Source organism: Mycolicibacterium mageritense (assembly GCF_010727475.1).
GTDB lineage: Bacteria > Actinomycetota > Actinomycetes > Mycobacteriales > Mycobacteriaceae > Mycobacterium > Mycobacterium mageritense.
The window spans coordinates 1,211,981-1,228,508 of record NZ_AP022567.1 but is presented as its reverse complement, the minus strand read 5'-3'; the positions used below and the strand labels follow the sequence as shown (position 1 = coordinate 1,228,508).

16 protein-coding genes and 1 pseudogene are annotated in these 16,528 nt (G+C 67.3%); 15 read left to right on the top strand and 2 right to left on the bottom strand.

The window, feature by feature from the left end; translation table 11 throughout:
- Positions 1-67 precede the first annotated feature (67 nt).
- Both G6N67_RS05975 and G6N67_RS05970 read left to right on the top strand, forming a co-directional pair.
- Positions 68-673, top strand: coding sequence for a TetR/AcrR family transcriptional regulator (locus G6N67_RS05975; protein ID WP_036433602.1), 606 nt, complete (start codon positions 68-70; stop codon positions 671-673).
- A 98-nt stretch (positions 674-771) separates the two neighbouring features.
- Positions 772-2,328 carry a phytoene desaturase family protein gene (locus G6N67_RS05970; protein ID WP_036433603.1) on the top strand — a complete coding sequence of 519 codons (1,557 nt, stop codon included), beginning with the start codon at positions 772-774 and terminating at the stop codon, positions 2,326-2,328.
- Here G6N67_RS05970 and G6N67_RS05965 read toward each other — a convergent pair.
- Complete coding sequence (locus G6N67_RS05965; RefSeq protein ID WP_036433604.1) at positions 2,325-2,669, bottom strand: UBP-type zinc finger domain-containing protein; 345 nt, start codon at positions 2,667-2,669, stop codon at positions 2,325-2,327. The two genes, G6N67_RS05970 and G6N67_RS05965, sit on opposite strands and share 4 nt — an antisense overlap.
- 32 nt (positions 2,670-2,701) lie before the next feature.
- Between G6N67_RS05965 and G6N67_RS05960 the strand changes: the two genes are divergently transcribed.
- The 3 genes and pseudogenes from G6N67_RS05960 (at position 2,702) to G6N67_RS05950 (ending at position 5,869) form a co-directional block, all read left to right on the top strand.
- Positions 2,702-3,145 carry an SRPBCC family protein gene (locus tag G6N67_RS05960; protein WP_036433605.1) on the top strand — a complete coding sequence of 148 codons (444 nt, stop codon included), beginning with the start codon at positions 2,702-2,704 and terminating at the stop codon, positions 3,143-3,145.
- A gap of 158 nt (positions 3,146-3,303) precedes the next feature.
- Positions 3,304-4,392 (top strand): annotated as a pseudogene (locus tag G6N67_RS05955) (IS630 family transposase).
- A 64-nt stretch (positions 4,393-4,456) separates the two neighbouring features.
- Positions 4,457-5,869, top strand: a complete 1,413-nt coding sequence (locus G6N67_RS05950) for an FAD-dependent oxidoreductase (protein WP_036433606.1) — start codon at positions 4,457-4,459, stop codon at positions 5,867-5,869.
- Between the two features lie 7 nt (positions 5,870-5,876).
- On the opposite strand, the gene G6N67_RS05945 is transcribed toward G6N67_RS05950, so the two are convergent.
- Positions 5,877-7,544: an alpha-keto acid decarboxylase family protein gene (locus tag G6N67_RS05945; RefSeq protein WP_036433607.1), complete on the bottom strand. Its 1,668-nt coding sequence runs from the start codon at positions 7,542-7,544 to the stop codon at positions 5,877-5,879.
- Between the two features lie 18 nt (positions 7,545-7,562).
- On the opposite strand from G6N67_RS05945, the gene G6N67_RS05940 reads away from it, so the two are divergent.
- The 10 genes from G6N67_RS05940 (at position 7,563) to G6N67_RS05895 (ending at position 16,489) form a co-directional block, all read left to right on the top strand.
- Entirely contained in the window at positions 7,563-8,645 is a 1,083-nt protein-coding gene (locus G6N67_RS05940; RefSeq protein ID WP_036433608.1) for a CaiB/BaiF CoA transferase family protein, read from the top strand.
- A gap of 218 nt (positions 8,646-8,863) precedes the next feature.
- Positions 8,864-9,142, top strand: coding sequence for a hypothetical protein (locus G6N67_RS05935; protein ID WP_036433609.1), 279 nt, complete (start codon positions 8,864-8,866; stop codon positions 9,140-9,142).
- Positions 9,139-10,971, top strand: a complete 1,833-nt coding sequence (locus G6N67_RS39085; protein ID WP_063835124.1) for a hypothetical protein — start codon at positions 9,139-9,141, stop codon at positions 10,969-10,971. The genes G6N67_RS05935 and G6N67_RS39085 overlap by 4 nt, the downstream gene beginning before the upstream one ends.
- On the top strand, positions 10,968-11,543 hold the full coding sequence (locus G6N67_RS05925; RefSeq protein ID WP_083612763.1) for a hypothetical protein: 576 nt from the start codon (positions 10,968-10,970) through the stop codon (positions 11,541-11,543). The genes G6N67_RS39085 and G6N67_RS05925 overlap by 4 nt, the downstream gene beginning before the upstream one ends.
- Before the next feature lie 153 nt (positions 11,544-11,696).
- On the top strand, positions 11,697-11,837 hold the full coding sequence (locus tag G6N67_RS05920) for a hypothetical protein (protein WP_163642124.1): 141 nt from the start codon (positions 11,697-11,699) through the stop codon (positions 11,835-11,837).
- A 342-nt stretch (positions 11,838-12,179) separates the two neighbouring features.
- Positions 12,180-13,226, top strand: coding sequence for a zinc-dependent alcohol dehydrogenase family protein (locus tag G6N67_RS05915; RefSeq protein WP_036433612.1), 1,047 nt, complete (start codon positions 12,180-12,182; stop codon positions 13,224-13,226).
- A gap of 29 nt (positions 13,227-13,255) precedes the next feature.
- Positions 13,256-14,149: a universal stress protein gene (locus G6N67_RS05910; RefSeq protein WP_036433613.1), complete on the top strand. Its 894-nt coding sequence runs from the start codon at positions 13,256-13,258 to the stop codon at positions 14,147-14,149.
- A gap of 25 nt (positions 14,150-14,174) precedes the next feature.
- Positions 14,175-15,068, top strand: a complete 894-nt coding sequence (locus G6N67_RS05905; protein WP_036433614.1) for a universal stress protein — start codon at positions 14,175-14,177, stop codon at positions 15,066-15,068.
- A 29-nt stretch (positions 15,069-15,097) separates the two neighbouring features.
- Complete coding sequence (locus tag G6N67_RS05900) at positions 15,098-15,541, top strand: SRPBCC family protein (protein ID WP_036433615.1); 444 nt, start codon at positions 15,098-15,100, stop codon at positions 15,539-15,541.
- A 39-nt stretch (positions 15,542-15,580) separates the two neighbouring features.
- The gene (locus G6N67_RS05895; protein ID WP_036433616.1) at positions 15,581-16,489 is read left to right on the top strand and encodes an LLM class F420-dependent oxidoreductase; all 909 of its coding nucleotides are present in this window, start codon (positions 15,581-15,583) and stop codon (positions 16,487-16,489) included.
- The last annotated feature ends 39 nt before the right edge of the window (positions 16,490-16,528 follow it).

Genomic DNA, 16,528 nt, shown 5'->3' with positions numbered 1-16,528 from the left:
CGTGAGCACACTCGCCAATCGAAGTTTTGTCAATATTGACATTGCGAGGGTGCGGTAACTTACCGGCATGGCTCGGCCTGCACAGACCGCACGCAGCGAACGCACGCGTGAAGCGCTGCGCCAGGCCGCATTGGTGCGCTTTCTCGCGCAGGGGGTCGAGGACACCTCGGCAGAACAGATCGCGGCGGACGCCGGGGTTTCGCTGCGCACGTTCTACCGCCATTTCACGTCGAAACACGACCTGCTGTTCGCCGACTACGACGCGGGCCTGCACTGGTTTCGGGCCGCGCTGGCCGAGCGTCCGGTGGGCGAGTCGATCCTCGATTCGGTGTCGTCGGCGATCCTGGCTTTTCCGTACGACGTCGACGCCGTCACCAAGATCGCGTCGATGCGGTCCGCCGAGCTCGACCCGGGCCGCATCGTGCGCCACATCCGCCAGGTCGAGACCGACTTCGCCGACGCCGTCGCCGACCATCTGACCCGGCGCGCACCAGCGCCGCCCGTCGGTGACGAACGGCTGCGCATCGCCGTCACGGCCCGGTGTGTCGCGGCCGCGGTGTTCGGGGCGATGGAGGTCTGGATGGTCGGCAACGACGCGGGCGAACGGTCGCTGCCGGAACTCGCGCGGTTGTGCCGGGCCGCGCTGGATTCCCTGCGTGCGGGCCTGGCCTGACGTCCGCCGCTGACACTCGCCGCTGACTCAGCGCCGAGCCGACCGCGAAAGTTTCGTCACTATTGACAAAACTTTGCGTCGCGTGTGAGTCTCAGCCGATGGCGGACTTCGACGCGATCGTGATCGGCGCGGGCCACAACGGGCTGACCGCGGCCGCCCTGCTGCAACGCGCCGGGTTGCGTACGGTGTGCCTGGAAGCCAAGCGGTACGCCGGCGGGATGGCGTCCACGGTCGAGCTTTTCGACGGCTACCGCTTCGAGATCGCCGGGTCGCTGCAGTTCCCCACCTCGGCCGTGGTCAGCCGCGAACTGGGCCTCGACGCGCTGCCCACCATCGACCTCGAGGTCATGTCGGTATCGCTGCGCGGGGTCGGCGATGCGCCGGTGGTGTACTACGCCGACCCCATGAAGATGCTCACGCATCTCGCCGAGGTGCACGGCGCCGACGCCGTGACCGGTATGGCGGGTTTGATGGCGTGGAGCCAGGCCCCCATCCGGGCGCTGGGCCGGTTCGACGCGGGCCGCCCGCCCCGCACGCTCGATGAGATGTATGCCTGTGCCACCACGGAATCCGAACGATCAGCCATCAGCGATGTGCTGTTCGGCTCGGTCAGCGATGTGCTCGACCGCCACCTGCCCGATCGCGAGAAGCACGGTGCGCTGCGCGGCATGCTGGCCTTCCTCGCGGTCAACACCACCTACCGCGGCCCGGATACGCCCGGTAGCGCGGCCGCCTTGGCTTATGGGCTCGCGGTCCCCGACGAGAACGCCATGCTGATGAAGAAGCTGGCGGGCGGCATCGGCGCGCTCACCGAGCACCTGGCCGGCCTGCTCGCCGACAACGGCGGTGAGCTGCGGCTACGCAGCGTGGTCGAACGGATCCTGGTCGACGCCGGCCATGTCACCGGCGTGCGGCTGGCCGGTGGTGAGACAGTTACCGCGCCCGTGGTCGTCTCGGCCGTCGCGCCTGATCTCACGGTGACCGAACTCGTGGACCCCGCGGCGCTCCCCGCCGAGGTCCGGGACCGGTTCGGCCACGTCGACCACCGCGGCAGCTACCTGCAGATGCACTTCGCGCTCGACGGCGCGCCGACATTCGGCGAGCCTTACGAACTGCTCAACGACCCTGAGATGCAGGCTGCCATCGGCATTTTCAGCACACCAGAAGAACTGCAGCAGCAGTGGCAGGACGCGCGGCGCGGGATCGTGCCCGCCGACCCGGCCATCGCGTTCCAGATTCCCTCGGCGCACGACCGAAGCCTCGCGCCCGAGGGCAAGCACGCGGCCTCGGCGTTCTCCCTGTGGTTCCCGGTCGAGGAGTCCGCGTCGAGCTACGGCGAACTCAAAACCGAGATGGGCCGGCGGGTCATCGAGAAGATCACCAGGCTGGCACCGGATTTCGAACGACGCATCATCCGCCACACCACGTTCACGCCGCGGCACATGGCGACGATGTTCGGCGCGCCCGGCGGCGACTACTGTCACGGCCTCGTCCATCCCGAACAGCTGGGCCCCAACCGTCCCGGCCCCAAAGGCTATGCCGACCAACCGCTTCCGGTTGCCGGTTTGTATCTCGGCAGTGCGGGCTGCCACGGTGGGCCCGGCATCACGTTCATCCCCGGCTACAACGCCGCCAAGGCCGTGCTGGACGGCTAGCGTTCGCGCAGCTGCGAGACCCAGTTCGCAGGCACGCGGCCCTCCGGGCCCGGTACCGGTTGGTCTGTCGGATGGTTCTGCGGCGGCGCGAGTTCGGGACCGTCGTAGTACTCGTTGGTTTCGAAGTCCCAGAACCAGTCCTCGCCCGGCTCGAACGAGCGGATGATGGGATGCCCGGTTTCGCGCCAGTGCGCCGAAGCATGTTTGGCGAGCGAATCGTCACAGCAGCCGATGTGCCCGCACGCCGCGCAGCGCCGCAGGTGGATCCACCAGCCGCCGTCAGCTTCGCATTCCACACAACCGGTGCCGCTGGGCGGAGCTGCCGGGTCGACTTTGGTCATGTCGCCGAGCGTAGCCCGAGTACTCTTCGCGCATGGCAACCAGCGATTCCCGGGAAGTAGTGATCGAGGCGACGCCGCAGGAGATCCTCGACGTCGTCGCCGACGTCGAGGCGACACCGACCTGGTCCCCGCAGTACCAGAGCGCCGAGATCCTCGACACGCACGACGACGGCAGGCCGCATCGGGTCAAGATGCGGATCAAGGCCGCGGGGCTGACCGACGAGCAGGTGGTCGAGTACACCTGGAGCGAGAACAAGGTGAGCTGGACGCTGATCCGGGCCGGACAGCTCAAGGCGCAGGATGCCAGCTACACCTTGACGCCCGAGGGCGACAAGACGCGGGTGCGGTTCGACATCACGATCGACCTGGCGGTCCCGCTGCCCGGGTTCATTCTCAAGCGCACCATGAAAGGTGGCGTCGAAACCGCGACCGACGGCCTGCGCAAGCAGGTACTCAAGGTCAAGAAGGGCGGCTAGCGCCCGCGCCGAGTTCTACGAAAATGTCGTATATCCGTTGATGGCACGACATTTTCGTCGGATTCGGTGAACCGTCGACGACCGGTCGACCAATTGGGGTAGTGGCCTACTCTAGTGTCCTGCGCCGTAAATTAGTTGATTAATTGTAGAATTGGCGGGTGGGAACCAGGGGTAGGCCGGTAGTCGAGTTGGTGTTGACCGACGACGAACGTGAGACGTTGCAGCGGTGGGCCCGTCGATCGAAGTCCTCGCAGGCGTTGGCCCAACGTTGTCGGATCGTGTTGGGTTGCGCGGCAGGGAAATCCAACAAGGAAGTCGCCGCTGATGAAGGTGTGTGGCCGCAAACGGTCGGCAAATGGCGTGGACGGTTCCTGGAGGCGCGACTGGAGGTCTGGCCGATGAGCCGCGTCCTGGTGCGCCGCGCAAGATCACCGACGAGGCGGTCGAGCAGCTGATCGTGGCCACGTTGGAGCGTCAACCCAAAGGCGCCACGCACTGGTCGCGGTCTTCGATGGCGGCTGAGACCGGGTTGTCGAAGTCAACGGTCGGACGGATCTGGAAGTCGTTCGGCCTCAAGCCGCATCAGGTGGACACCTTCAAGATCAGCAACGACCCGCAGTTCGTCGACAAGGTCCGTGACGTCGTGGGTTGTATCTGGACCCGCCGGAGAAGGCACTGGTGCTCTGCGTCGATGAAAATCGCAGATCCAGGCCTTGGATCGCAGCGCGCCGGTCCTGCCGATGATGCCCGGCATGCCCGAGCGCCGCACCCATGACTACGTGCGGCACGGAATCACCACCTTGTTCGCCGCCCTGGATGTGGCCACCGGCGAGGTCTACGGCTCGATTCACCGCCGGCACCGCGCGATCGAGTTCAAGAAGTTCTTGACCAAGTTGGACAACACCGTGCCCGCTGACCTGGACGTCCATCTGATCTGCGACAACTACTCGACGCACAAATCGCCGACAGTAACCAAATGGCTTGCCGCCCATCCCCGATTCCACATGCACTTCACCCCGACCTACTCGTCGTGGCTCAACCAGGTCGAGCGGTGGTTCGGGTTACTCACCGACCAGAAACTGCGCCGCGGCGTTCACCGCTCAATTCAGGCCCTCGAGAAGGACATTCGCGAGTGGATCGCAGACTGGAACGACAACCCCCGCCCGTTCAACTGGACCAAGACCGCCGACGAGATCTTCGAACGACTCGGTTCATATCTTCAACGAATTCCCGGCGCAGGACACTAGGTCGCCGTTTCGTCGGCGCCGGACAATTCCAGCGGCCCATTCGTCCGGACCGCTAGGGGTTGCGATGCAGAAACTCGGCGATCACGCACTGGTTCTCGGCGGCAGCATGGCGGGCTTGCTGGCGGCCCGCGTCCTTACCGACTTCTATGACACGGTCACGGTCGTCGAGCGGGATGTGCTGCCCGAGGATCCCGTCAATCGCCGCGGCGTGCCCCAGGGGCGGCATGTCCATGCGCTGCTCGCGCGAGGTGCCCTGACGGTGCGGGAGTTCTTTCCGGGGATCCTCGACGAGGTGGTGGCCGCCGGTGCCCCGGTCTGGGACGACGGCGAGATGTCGCGGTTCCACATTTCCTACGGCGGTCACCTCATGCGGCGATCAGGTAAAGCCGCAGGCACTGCTGCCGATCACCGGGAAATGGCGCTGTACCAGCCGAGCAGGCCGCTACTCGAATGCCACGTCCGGCGTCGCCTGCAGGCCATCGGCAACGTCACGATCCTGGACGGCCACGACGTCGCCGAACTGACCGCCACGGCGGACCGCAACCGCGTCACCGGAGCGCGAGTCGTCGGTCGTGACGGTGCGGGCGAGCGGCAGTTGGCGGCCGATCTGGTCGTGGACGCCCGGGGGCGCGGCGCGAATACCCCCGTGTGCCTGGAAAGGCTCGGCTACGGTCGACCGACCGAGGACCACGTGGTCATGCGCACCACGTACGTCAGTCAGCAACTGCGGATCCCTCCAGGCACCCTCGAGGAGATGCTGGTCATCATCAGCTCCGTGCCGGGCCGCCCGACCGGGATGTTTCTGTTCGGCTACGAGAACGACGTGTGGATCTTCACGACCTACGGAATGGTGGGGCACGAACCGCCCCGGGATCTGCCCGGCATGCTGTCCTTCGTCGAGGAATTCGCGCCGCCTCATCTGCTTGACGCCGTGCGGGCCGGCGAACCCCTCGCGCCGGTGGTGCAGCACCGGCTGCCGTCCAGCCAGTGGCGGCGATACGACAAGATGCGACGATTCCCCGCCGGCCTGCTGGTGTGCGGCGACGCGATGTGCAGCTTCAATCCGATCTACGGACAGGGCATGTCGGTGGCCGCGATGGACGCGGTGGCCTTGCGGGACGCATTGACCGGCGGCACCGCCAACCTGTCCCGACGCTACTTCCAGGCCGCGGCCAAATCGATCGGCGTGGCATGGGCCCTGGCCGCGGGCTCCGACCTGGCGTTCCCGGAGGTGGAAGGGCACCGCACGCCGACGATGCGGATGACCAATCGCTTTGTCGACCGGGTGCTGACCGCTTGCGAGACCGATGCGGAGGTGCACGCCCAGTTCTTCAAGGTGACCGGCTTGGTGGACGGGCCGGCCCGGTTGTTCCACCCGGCGATCCTGTACCGGGTTGCTAGGGCCAATCTTCGCCGTCGGCAACGTGGTTCGCGACCGCGGCACACCGAACTCGCAAGAGCACCCGGCACCTCGTGATCGGACGTCAACCCGCATTCGCCGCCGACGCGGACTGCGCCAGCTCGGTCAGCAGCGGCGGGATGTCCATGCGGGCCACCACGGCCTCGATGAACACCATGCGATCGCGGGTCGCGGCCGCCGCGGTGAGCGCGTCGTCGAGTTCGCCGTACGTGCTCACCTGGAACGTCAGCGCACCCGGAACGCCCAACGCCGTGGGTAGTTCGGTCCAGCGCCACCCGGTGATGTCGTTGTAGTCGGCGGTCACACCGTGGATCGCCCGTTCGACCGTGTAGCCGTCGTTGTTGACCACCACCACGACCGGGGCCAGCCCTTCACGGCCGAACGCGCCGAGTTCCTGGACGGTCAGCTGGGCGGCGCCGTCGCCGATCAGCAACACCGTGCGGCGTTCGCGGTCGGCGAGCCCGGCGCCCAGGGCGGCCGGCAGCGTGTAGCCGATCGAACCCCACAGCGGCTGCCCGATGAACGTGACACCGGACGGCAGCCGGTGCCCGGCCATGCCGTAGAACGACGTGCCCTGATCGGCGAGCACCACATTGCCGGGCGTCAAGGCCTCAGAGAGCCTGTCCCACAACGCCTTCTGGGTCAGAGCGGCATCACGGGCGGGCGGCTCGGCGGCCTGCGGGCGGGGTAATGCTGGCAATGCCGGTGAGGTGATGCCACGTTCGGACAGGATCGCCGTCACCGCATCCAACGCCGCGCCCATGTCCAGCGGTGCGTACACCTGCCCGGCGACCACACTCTGGTTGACGCCGATGTCGATGGTGCGGGCCGGGTCGATGTGCTGGCTGAAGAAGCCGCTGACCATGTCGGTGAACAGCACCCCCGCGGTCACCAGCACGGGCGCGTCCTCGATCACCTCACGCACCGAATTCTCGCTGGCCGCACCGGCATAGATACCCACGTAGTTGGGCGAGCTCTCGTCGACCAGGCTCTTGCCCCACATGAGCGTGGCGTGTGGCACGGTGTCGGCCGCGAGCAGCGCGTTGAGCTGGTCGACGCAGCCCATCCGGTGCACCAGGAAATCGGCGAGGACGGTCAGCTGGTGGTCGTCGATGAGCTTCGCGGCTGCTTCGGTGAACAGCGACAACGCCCGCGGGCTCGTGCCGCCGGTGTAGCGGGGCAGCGGCGCGACAGGCGGCTCGGTGGGGAAGCGCGCCACGTCGGTGGCGATCAGCAGGTAGCCGGGCCGCTTCTGCTCGCGCACCTCCGAAAGCACCCGGTCGATTTCCCGGGTGGCCGTCGCCGGCGCCAGATTCGCTTGGGCACAGGTGATCTCGCGGCTGATCCGCAGGAAGTGCTCGAAGTCGCCGTCGCCGAGGGTGTGGTGCACGATGCGTCGGGCGCCCTGCGAGTCCTTCGACGGCGCGCCCACGATGTGTACCACGGGGACGTGCTCGGCGAAGCTGCCTGCCACGGCGTTGGCCGCGGAAAGCTCGCCGACGCCGAACGTCGTCACCAACGCGGCCATGCCACGCAGCCGGCCGTAGCCGTCGGCGGCGTAGCCGGCGTTGAGCTCGTTGGCGCCGCCCACCCAGCGCAGGGTCGGATGGGCCAGGATGTGGTCGAGGAATTCCAGCTGATAATCACCGGGTACGCCGAAGATCTCGGTCACGCCGAGTTCGGCGAGGCGGTCCAGCAGATAGTCACCGACGGTGTAGCCGTGATCGGTCATCCCGCTAGTCTGCCTGGCATGACTGACAGAGGCCCTTTGGATGGGGTGAGAGTTGTCGAACTCGGTGGCATCGGTCCCGGCCCGCACGCCGCGATGATGCTGGCCGATCTGGGGGCCGACGTGGTCCGGGTGCGCCGCCCGGGCGGGCTGACCATGCCCGCCGAGAACGTCGACCTGCTGCACCGCGGCAAGCGCATCGTGGATCTCGACGTCAAGGCAGAACCGGAGAAGCTGCTGGAGCTGGCCGCCAAAGCCGATGTGCTGCTGGACTGTTTCCGCCCGGGTACGTGTGAGCGTCTCGGCATCGGGCCGGCCGAGTGCGAGGCCGTCAATCCGCGGCTGGTCTTCGCGCGCATCACGGGCTGGGGTCAGGACGGCCCGCTCGCGAGCACCGCGGGCCACGACATCAACTACCTGTCGCAGACCGGCGCGCTCTCCGCGATCGGCTACCGCGACCGGCCGCCGGTGGCCCCGCTGAACCTGGTCGCCGATTTCGGTGGCGGCTCGATGCTCGTGGTCATCGGCATCGTCACGGCGCTGTACGAGCGGGAACGTTCCGGCAAGGGGCAGGTGATCGATGCCGCGATGGTCGACGGCGTCAGCATGCTGTCGCAGATGATGTGGACCATGCGGGCCACCGGGTCGCTGCGCGACGAACGCGAATCCTTCCTGCTCGACGGCGGTGCGCCGTACTACCGGACCTACGAGACCTCCGACGGCGGTTATATGGCGGTCGGGTCGATCGAGCCGCAGTTCTTCGCGCAACTGCTGACCGGCCTCGGGCTGAACGCCGACGAGATTCCCGGCCAGTTCGAGCTGGCGCGCTACGACGAGATGCGTGAGATCCTCACCGAACGCTTCGCGACCAAGACCCGCGACGAGTGGACCAAGATCTTCGCGGGCACCGACGCGTGCGTCACGCCCGTCCTGACCTGGGGCGAGGCCGCCGAGAACGAACACCTGCGGGCCCGCTCGACCCTGATCGAGGTCGGCGGGGTCGACCAGGCGGCGCCCGCGCCGCGGTTCTCCCGCACCCCGGCCGGCGCGCCGGGCACGCCGCCGCAGGGCACCACTGCAATCGAGGACATCGGCTGGGTCTAGATGACCTCTGAAGGTCGCGCCCGGTCCGCCCGTTGAACCGACGGCCAAGGTAGTAGTCAGTCGTGCACAGACATGGACGCGGCGCTGGAGTTGCCCTGCGGGATCAAGTACGGGCCATGACTCACCGCTCACCGACCCCGCACCAAAACGTGTGTCAATGAGAGGGCAAATCGTGAGACAGTCTCACGACCAGGTGTTCGTCGATTGAGGGATTGGCGATGGCAAACGACCTTGAAGTCGATTCGGTGGGTCTGCGGACAGCTGCCGCTGACAGTGAATTCGCCACCTCGGCATTGCTGGGCGTCGAGTCCGGCGGCGCATCCGGGTCGAGACCGAGTAGTGCCGGTGTGGCTGCGGTGAACGCCGCCCTGACTGCCGTGCAGGCACGGCACGCACAACGTGTCACCGGCCAGGCCGGTGATATGTCAGTGAGCAGCGCGCGGTACGACACCACCGACGAGGACGGTGGCGAAGCCATCACGACGGTGAGTGTGTGAGCGCTGCTCCTTCCGGCTCGGGTGGTGTTCTACCCACCCGGTCGGAGGTCGAGGAGTGGGACACCTCGGACCTGGCCAACGCCGCTACCGGCTGGCGTAGCGCCGCCACCGCGTCCGAGGATCTGTTCGACCAGCACCGCCAGAACATCTCGTCGCCCGGCGGCACGACGTGGGAGGGCGACGCGAAGGACGCCGCCCTTAGCCGAGTCACCGCCGACATCGGTGTCGTCGGCAGTCACGGCACGGTGCTGCGTGAGGCCGCCGGCATCGCCGAGAATGGCGTCACGGACATCAACGCGGCTAAGCGCGACGTGCTCGCGGCCATCGCCGAGACTGAGGAGGACGGGTTCAGCGTCGGCGAAGACCTCTCGGTCACCGACACCCGTGAGAGCGACGAGTCCACCGCGGGTGCGCGGCAGGCGGCCGCGGCCGAGCACGCCGAAGACATCCGATGGAACGCCGAGCGGCTCGTCGCCGCGGACGCCCACGTCGGCCAGCGCCTGCAGGCGAAAGCCGGTGAGCTTGAAGGGATCAAGTTCGAAGGCGAGGGCGAAGGACGAGACGGCGAGGGCACGATCCAGCTTGTCGACAACAAGGTGCAGGACAAGCCGCCCGAAGACGCAAAGGACAAGCCCCAGCCCCCTGCAGAACAGGCGACGGGTCAGATCGGCCCGTTCGCGGTCCCGAAGTCGGTCGAGGACGCCGCGAAGAAATCCGACGGGAAGCCGACGGTCACAGGCGACGCCGGCGGTGACCTTGGAGACCTGCGGGGCGCCAACGATCCTCCCCCGGAGGGGAAGCCGGCGGACGGTCAGCCGGCCAAGCCGGGCGAGGCAACGCCGGGCGGGCTGCCGGAGGTGCTCGGCAATGTGCAGCCGCCTGTCGGACCGCAGGAACGCCCTCAACCGGCGCCCGCCGCAGCGCCGAAGCTGGATCCCGCTCGTGTCGAAGAGTTCAAGTCCGCGACGCGACCGCTCTTGCAGCAGCAGGGGGTTCCGCCTGACCAGATCGAGCAGCGGCTCAACGAGATGGTGGCCAAGGCTCAGCAGCCTGTGGCGCCCTACACCCCGCCCACGCCGGAAGCGATGCCCAAACCGGGCTTCGGCGACGGGTTCGGCGATGCGTGGCGCGGCTTGGAGGACTCCGTCCACCGACTGACGGGCCAAGACGGATTCGACAACTTCAAGGACGCCTGGAAGGACTTGGGTACCGGTGTCGTCGGAACCGCCGAAGACGTCATCAAGGATCCGTACGGCACCTTGGTCAGAGGCATCGCGGACGAGTTCAAGGCCGCGACCGACAACCCTGCCTACTGGGCTGGGCAGAGGGCATTCGATGCCACCGCAGGCGCCGCGACCCTCCCGTTCGGCGGAGAAGGAGCCCTCGCCCGCGGCGCCCTCGACGACGTCGCCGACGCACGTATCCCGCATGACGTCGTCGACACCCCCGCCCCACACCATCCGGCCCCGGTCGTCGAGCATCATGCGCCGCTGCCAGACGTGACCGTCGAGCACCACGCTCCCGACGCGATCGGCACCCAGATCGGTGAAGAAGTCGCTTCGCTTCCGGCCGGCGGACCTTCTCAAACTCAGACACTGGCCGATCGGGTAACTGCGCTGAACCTCGGTCAGGCGGATGCGGCGCAGGTCGCGAACATAGCTTCGCAAAGGGCTTTCGGCGCGACGGCGGGGATCGCCACGCTGCCTGATGGAACGAAAATGGTCTTGCCGACGCTACCTCAGCTGGGGGTTGCGATGCAGGTGTCCCCCGACGGAGCAGTAACAGTGTTTCGGGGCGATCTGAGCCAATTTCTACCGTATCTGGGATGACAGAGGAGACAGTGATGAACGCGGCCCCCCTCGTTGGTGCGCTTGATTTCGAGGTGTACCTGTTGGTGACCATGAAGTACGGCCTGATCAACCGAGACGCCGTGCGCGAGGCGAAGCTCGTCGAGCACGGCCTGTCGTTGAGCGATGCAGAACGCATCCATCGGCGGGTAGCCGACCTGCTGAATGACGAGACGACTCAGTTCGAGAACCTCCGGGCACTCGTCGGGGCAGAAACGCCCGAGATTGGCTCGCTGACGTTTCCGGGAATCCTGTGGCCGGACTTCGATTTCACCGCTACCGCCGACCGCGACGGATCGATTCGGGCTGCCGGGTACAGGCGCGTCCGAGGGCAGGTGAGAGTCGCCGAGGCTCCGACCGACCAGCCGCCGTGGAGCATGGACACGGCTGACTTCGCACAACACTTCGGGCCGGTTACCGTGACCTCCACGTCAGCTCTGTTCGATGAATATCTTCCTGCGCAAGAACTGCATGAATTCGAATGGGGCGGAAGACGATACGGCGCGGGATTCGGATGGGGTCTGTTTCTGGCCGCATCGATGGTGTGGACCTGATGCGGTGCTACAGGCTGATGGAACTCGGCGGTGGCACGTTTGATCACGGCGCCCGACGACTGGCCCTTCGAGTGTGTCACCACTGCTGTGGCGCACACCCCTTGCGGATGAACTGTTAAGGCGAAGTGCCGTATTGAACGACTCCGAGGAGGTATGACGATGGCCGCACTGGCGGGACAGCTGCTCTTCTGGGCGATCGTCGGCGCGGTGATCTGCGGCGTGATCTGGGCGGTGCGGGTGATGCGCGAGCCGCGCCCGCCGCTCGGGGACGAAGACGACGACTGGTGTCCCTAGTGCTCCGGGAGCAAGTGGCCGAGCAGTGCGATCACGGCGAGGACGTTGGATCGCCCTACCGCCCGACCACACGTGACGGCCAAGGAGGCCAAGGAGGTCAGCGGTGACCGTCGCCTGACGACGAGACCCTCCGGGTGCTCGCGGTCGCGTGAGCGAACCGGGATGAATGCGGCACCGGCCTCCGGAATCGACAAGTTCGTGACGAAGTGGATCGAACTGAGAACAGCCCGGTAGGGCATTTAGACCCTCGGATAGGGCCCATTGACCGCTGGTGTGGTCGCTGCGTCGGGACGAGCATGGGGACATGGCTGCTCCCACCTGCCGCGAGAGGTCAAGGCGATCATGAAAGCGCTCGTCTACCAGGGCCCGCACGACCGCGCCTGGACTGAGGTTCCGGACCCGTCGATTCAGTTCGCGACCGACGCCATCGTGCAGGTCGATGCGGTCACCATCTGTGGCACCGACCTGCACATCCTCAAAGGTGATGTGCCGGAGGTGGTACCCGGTCGCATTCTCGGTCACGAAGCCGTGGGCACGGTGACCGCTGTCGGTGCGGCCGTGCAGACTCTCGCCGTCGGGGACCGCGTACTGGTGTCGTGTGTGAGCGCCTGCGGCAATTGCCGGTTCTGCCGCGAAGGGCGTTACGGGCAATGCCTCGGCGGTGGCGGCTGGATTCTTGGCCACATGATCGACGGCACGCAGGCCGAGTATGTACGTGTTCCATTCGCCGACCGATCCACCTACAAGATTCCCGACGGCGTCACCGACGAGCAGATGGTCATGCTCGCCGACATCCTGCCGACGTCCTACGAAGTGGGGGTGTTGGCAGGCGCGGTGCGGCCCGCCGACGTCGTCGCGATCGTCGGCGCCGGACCGATCGGTCTTGCGGCGATCATGACGGCCGGGCTGGTGAGTCCCAGCCACATCGTCGCCATCGACATTGCGGACTCCCGCCTGGAGTCGGCGCGCAAGTTCGGCGCCGATGTGGTGGTGAATCCGAGCCGGGACAATCCCCGCGCCGTGATCGACGAGCTGACCGCGGGTCTCGGTGCCGACGTCGTGATGGAGGCCGTCGGCCTGCCCGAAACCTTCGAGCAGGCAGTCGAACTGGTGCGCCCCGGTGGACACCTCGCGAACATCGGTGTCCACGGCGCCCCTGCCACGCTGCACCTCGAGCGCATCTGGGGCAAAGACCTCACGATCACCACAGGCCTCGTCGACACGTGTTCGACGCCGACGCTGATCGGGCTGGTGGTGAGCGGTCAGCTCGACACGGCTCGGATGATCACCCACCGGTTCGGGATCGGCGATTTCGAATCCGCCTACGACGTGTTCGGCCGCGCTGGTGAGACCGGTGCGCTGAAAGTTCTGCTGACCGCTACCCACTGATCCGCATCGAAGTAAGGGAGAACGACAACATGACGAATCCCGCCACCAAACCGGTCGTGGTCGGAATCGACGGCAGTGACTCGGCGATCGACGCCGCGCGTTGGGCAGGCGCCGTTGCCGACAGGTTCGGTGCGCCGCTGCACATCGTGTACGCGCTGCCGGTCCTCGGCCGCAACCTGACTCAGACCGCCGCCGCCATGACCGCGGCGATGATGTCCTACCAGCAGGACTGTGCCGAGCTCTACCTCAAAGCCGCGGCCGACGCGGTCCGATCCGGTCGGCCCGACCTGACGGTGACGACGGCTTCGGTGAACGAACCCGCCGATGAAGCACTGATCGAAGCCAGCCGGGAGGCGCGGCTCGTGGTGCTGGGCGGCAAGTCGGTGACGCCGGCCGCGGCGCTGCTGCTCGGCTCGATATCGCTGTCGGTGGCGACCCGGGCCGCATGTCCCGTGGTGGCGTTCCGTGGGGATCGGTTCGAACCGGGGGACGGTCCGATCGTCGTGGGCGTCGACGACAGCCCTGCAGCCGCGGCAGCACTGGCGGCGGCGTTCGAATTCGCCGAGCGCTTCGGCGCGGGCCTGGCCGCGGTGCGGTCGCTGTCGTTCACCGCGCCGCCCGAGGCCGGTGTCACCATCCCGTTCCTCATCGACTGGGAAGGCCTGGAGGCGGCCGAACTGGTCGCGCTGACCGAGTCCGTCGACGGTGCAAACACCAAGCATCCGTCGGTCGAGGCCAAGTGCTTCGTCGAACCCGTATCCCCGGGCAAGGCGCTGCTGCGCCACGCCGAGGACGCGCAACTGGTCGTGGTGGGCACCAGGGGCCGTAACGCCCTGGCCGGCACGCTGCTCGGATCCACGAGCCTCAACATGCTGCACCACAGCCCGGTGCCGGTGTTGATCTGCCGCGATCCCGAATCGTAAACACCTACCAGCAAAGGAGATTCACATGTCTGCAGAGCCGGTTCGCCACGGCATCGTCGTCGGAGTCGACGGCTCGCCGCCGTCCGATGCGGCCGTGGCATGGGCCGCGCGGGACGCGGCGCTGCGCCGGGTGCCACTGACCTTTGTCCACGCCCTGCCCATCGCGGCCGCGCCTGCGTGGCTCGACATGGGCCTTCCCGACGACTACTGGGCGTGGCAGAAGAAGCGCGGTCAGGAGATCGTGGCGCAGGCCCGCGACCTCGCGAACAAGGTGACGGCCGGCGGCGAACCCCTGCAGTTCGCCGCAGAGGTGGTGTCCGGGCATTCGGTCAGCACGCTGATCGACTACTCCCACAACGCCGACCTCTTGGTGGTCGGCTGCCGTGGGCTCGGTAAGTGGGGCAGGCGGCTGCTCGGTTCGGTCAGCGCCAGCCTGGTCCGGCACGCCCATTGCCCGGTCGCGGTGATCCACGACGGCCCGCAGCATGCCGACGACGCACCCGTGGTCGTCGGTGTCGACGGCTCGCAGGCGTCCGAGCTGGCCACCGAGATCGCGTTCGACGAGGCGTCCCGGCGCGGCGTCGAACTCGTCGTGGTGCACACCTGGAACGACCTGGACTACGACTTTCCCGACGTCAAGTGGGCCGAGCTGAAACCGCGGGAGGATCGCGTGGTGTCCGAGCAGCTGGCCGGCTGGTGCGAGCGCTACCCGGATGTGCCGGTGCGGCGCGTGGTGCAACGCGACCGTCCGGCCTATCAGCTGGTCGAGCAGTCGGACGGTGCCCAGCTGGTGGTCGTCGGCAGCCGCGGCCGCGGCGGATTCACCGGCATGCTGCTCGGCTCGGTCAGCGCCACGGTCGTCGAATCGGTGCAGACGCCCGTGATCGTGGCACGCCGATCGGCCGAAACCGGTAGTTAGCCGGCGGGGTAGTCACTACATTTGCCGGTGTGGCAGTCAGGGCATCGCGGGAAGTCGTCTTCGACGCCTCGCCGGAGGCGATCATGGCGGTGCTCGCCGACGTCGATGCCCTGCCATCCTGGTCTTCGGTGCACCGTCACGTCGAGGTCATCGATCGCTACCCAGATGGCCGGCCTCACCACGTCAAGGCCACCATGCGATTGCTGGGCATCACCGACAAAGAGTTACTGGAGTACCACTGGGGCGAGTACTGGATGGTGTGGGACGCCGAGCCCAACCTGCAGCAGCGCGGCCAGCACATCGAGTACAACCTGACCCCGGAGATCGACAAGACCCGGGTGCGGTTCGACATCCTCGTCGACCTGGCCATGCCGATCCCCGAGTTCCTGATCAATCGCGCCAAACGGACCGTGCTCGACGTCGCGATCGAGCAGCTGCGGCAGCGTGTCATGGTTAACGCGCACCGTGAATAGAACGGAATAGCGCGCCGCGCCGGTCCGGTTGGTGCGAGTATGCCGACCGGAGTAGTGCTTCCCCTGAATCCATCCGCCGCCAACGTCGTCGACGACGCGATCAACCAGGCGCGCAACGCCTTTACCGCGGGTGTCAGACAGATCTGGCTCGCGCAGCAGTTCGACGTCGACGCCATCACGCTGGCCGGCCTGATCGGGGCCGCGGTGCCCGGCCTCGGCGTCGGCACGTCGGTGGTGCCGATCAACCCGCGCCATCCGCTGCTGGTCGCATCGGCGGCGCAGACCGCGCAGGCCGCGACGCACGGCAACTTCACGCTGGGGCTCGGCCTGGGCTCACACGCCCCGGAACATCAGGCGTTTGGCACGGTGTGGACCGATCCCGTCGGCCGGTTGCGTGAGCATCTCGAGGTGCTGCGGGCGACCTTCGACGACGGCGCGGTCGACTACCACGGGGCCCAGTTCACCGCGAGCCCCGAGTGGCCGGTCCGGGTGCCGGGCGGGACTCCGGTGCCGGTGTACGTGGCGGCGATGGGCCCCAAGGCGTTGCGGGTCACCGGCGAACTCGCCGACGGGACGCTGCCGTTCCTCGCGGGTCCGCGCACCGTGGGCGAATTCATCGTGCCGACCATCACCGACGCGGCCGCGGGCCGGCTCGCGCCACGCGTCGTCGCCATGGTCCCGGCGCTCGTCACCGACGATGTCGCCGCGGCCCGCGAGGTGGCCGCACAGCGGCTGTCGTTCTACGAGACCATCCCGTCGTATCAGAAAGTCATTGCGCGCGAGGGAGTATCGAGCGTGGCTGAACTCGCGGCGATCGGATCCGTTGCGCAGGTGCGGGCCCAGTTGCAGGTCTACCTCGACGCCGGTGCCACCGACGTCGCGCTGAGCCCGTTGCGCACCGAACCCGGTGACCTGCGGGCGCTGTGGGAAGTCGCGGCAGGGCTCTAATCGGCCGGAAACCTCACCGACCACGCCGCGCAACATTCG

What these genes read in the sequence shown, in the direction of transcription:
- G6N67_RS05950 (WP_036433606.1), top strand. Translation starts at nt 4,457, where the DNA reads ATGCAGAAACTCGGCGATCACGCACTGGTTCTCGGCGGCAGCATGGCG.
- G6N67_RS05925 (WP_083612763.1), top strand. Translation starts at nt 10,968, where the DNA reads ATGACAGAGGAGACAGTGATGAACGCGGCCCCCCTCGTTGGTGCGCTT.
- G6N67_RS05970 (WP_036433603.1), top strand. Translation starts at nt 772, where the DNA reads ATGGCGGACTTCGACGCGATCGTGATCGGCGCGGGCCACAACGGGCTG.
- G6N67_RS05920 (WP_163642124.1), top strand. Translation starts at nt 11,697, where the DNA reads ATGACGATGGCCGCACTGGCGGGACAGCTGCTCTTCTGGGCGATCGTC.
- G6N67_RS05935 (WP_036433609.1), top strand. Translation starts at nt 8,864, where the DNA reads ATGGCAAACGACCTTGAAGTCGATTCGGTGGGTCTGCGGACAGCTGCC.
- G6N67_RS05915 (WP_036433612.1), top strand. Translation starts at nt 12,180, where the DNA reads ATGAAAGCGCTCGTCTACCAGGGCCCGCACGACCGCGCCTGGACTGAG.
- G6N67_RS05940 (WP_036433608.1), top strand. Translation starts at nt 7,563, where the DNA reads ATGACTGACAGAGGCCCTTTGGATGGGGTGAGAGTTGTCGAACTCGGT.
- G6N67_RS05965 (WP_036433604.1), bottom strand. Translation starts at nt 2,669, where the DNA reads ATGACCAAAGTCGACCCGGCAGCTCCGCCCAGCGGCACCGGTTGTGTG.
- G6N67_RS05905 (WP_036433614.1), top strand. Translation starts at nt 14,175, where the DNA reads ATGTCTGCAGAGCCGGTTCGCCACGGCATCGTCGTCGGAGTCGACGGC.
- G6N67_RS05975 (WP_036433602.1), top strand. Translation starts at nt 68, where the DNA reads ATGGCTCGGCCTGCACAGACCGCACGCAGCGAACGCACGCGTGAAGCG.
- G6N67_RS05910 (WP_036433613.1), top strand. Translation starts at nt 13,256, where the DNA reads ATGACGAATCCCGCCACCAAACCGGTCGTGGTCGGAATCGACGGCAGT.
- G6N67_RS05960 (WP_036433605.1), top strand. Translation starts at nt 2,702, where the DNA reads ATGGCAACCAGCGATTCCCGGGAAGTAGTGATCGAGGCGACGCCGCAG.
- G6N67_RS05895 (WP_036433616.1), top strand. Translation starts at nt 15,581, where the DNA reads ATGCCGACCGGAGTAGTGCTTCCCCTGAATCCATCCGCCGCCAACGTC.
- G6N67_RS05945 (WP_036433607.1), bottom strand. Translation starts at nt 7,544, where the DNA reads ATGACCGATCACGGCTACACCGTCGGTGACTATCTGCTGGACCGCCTC.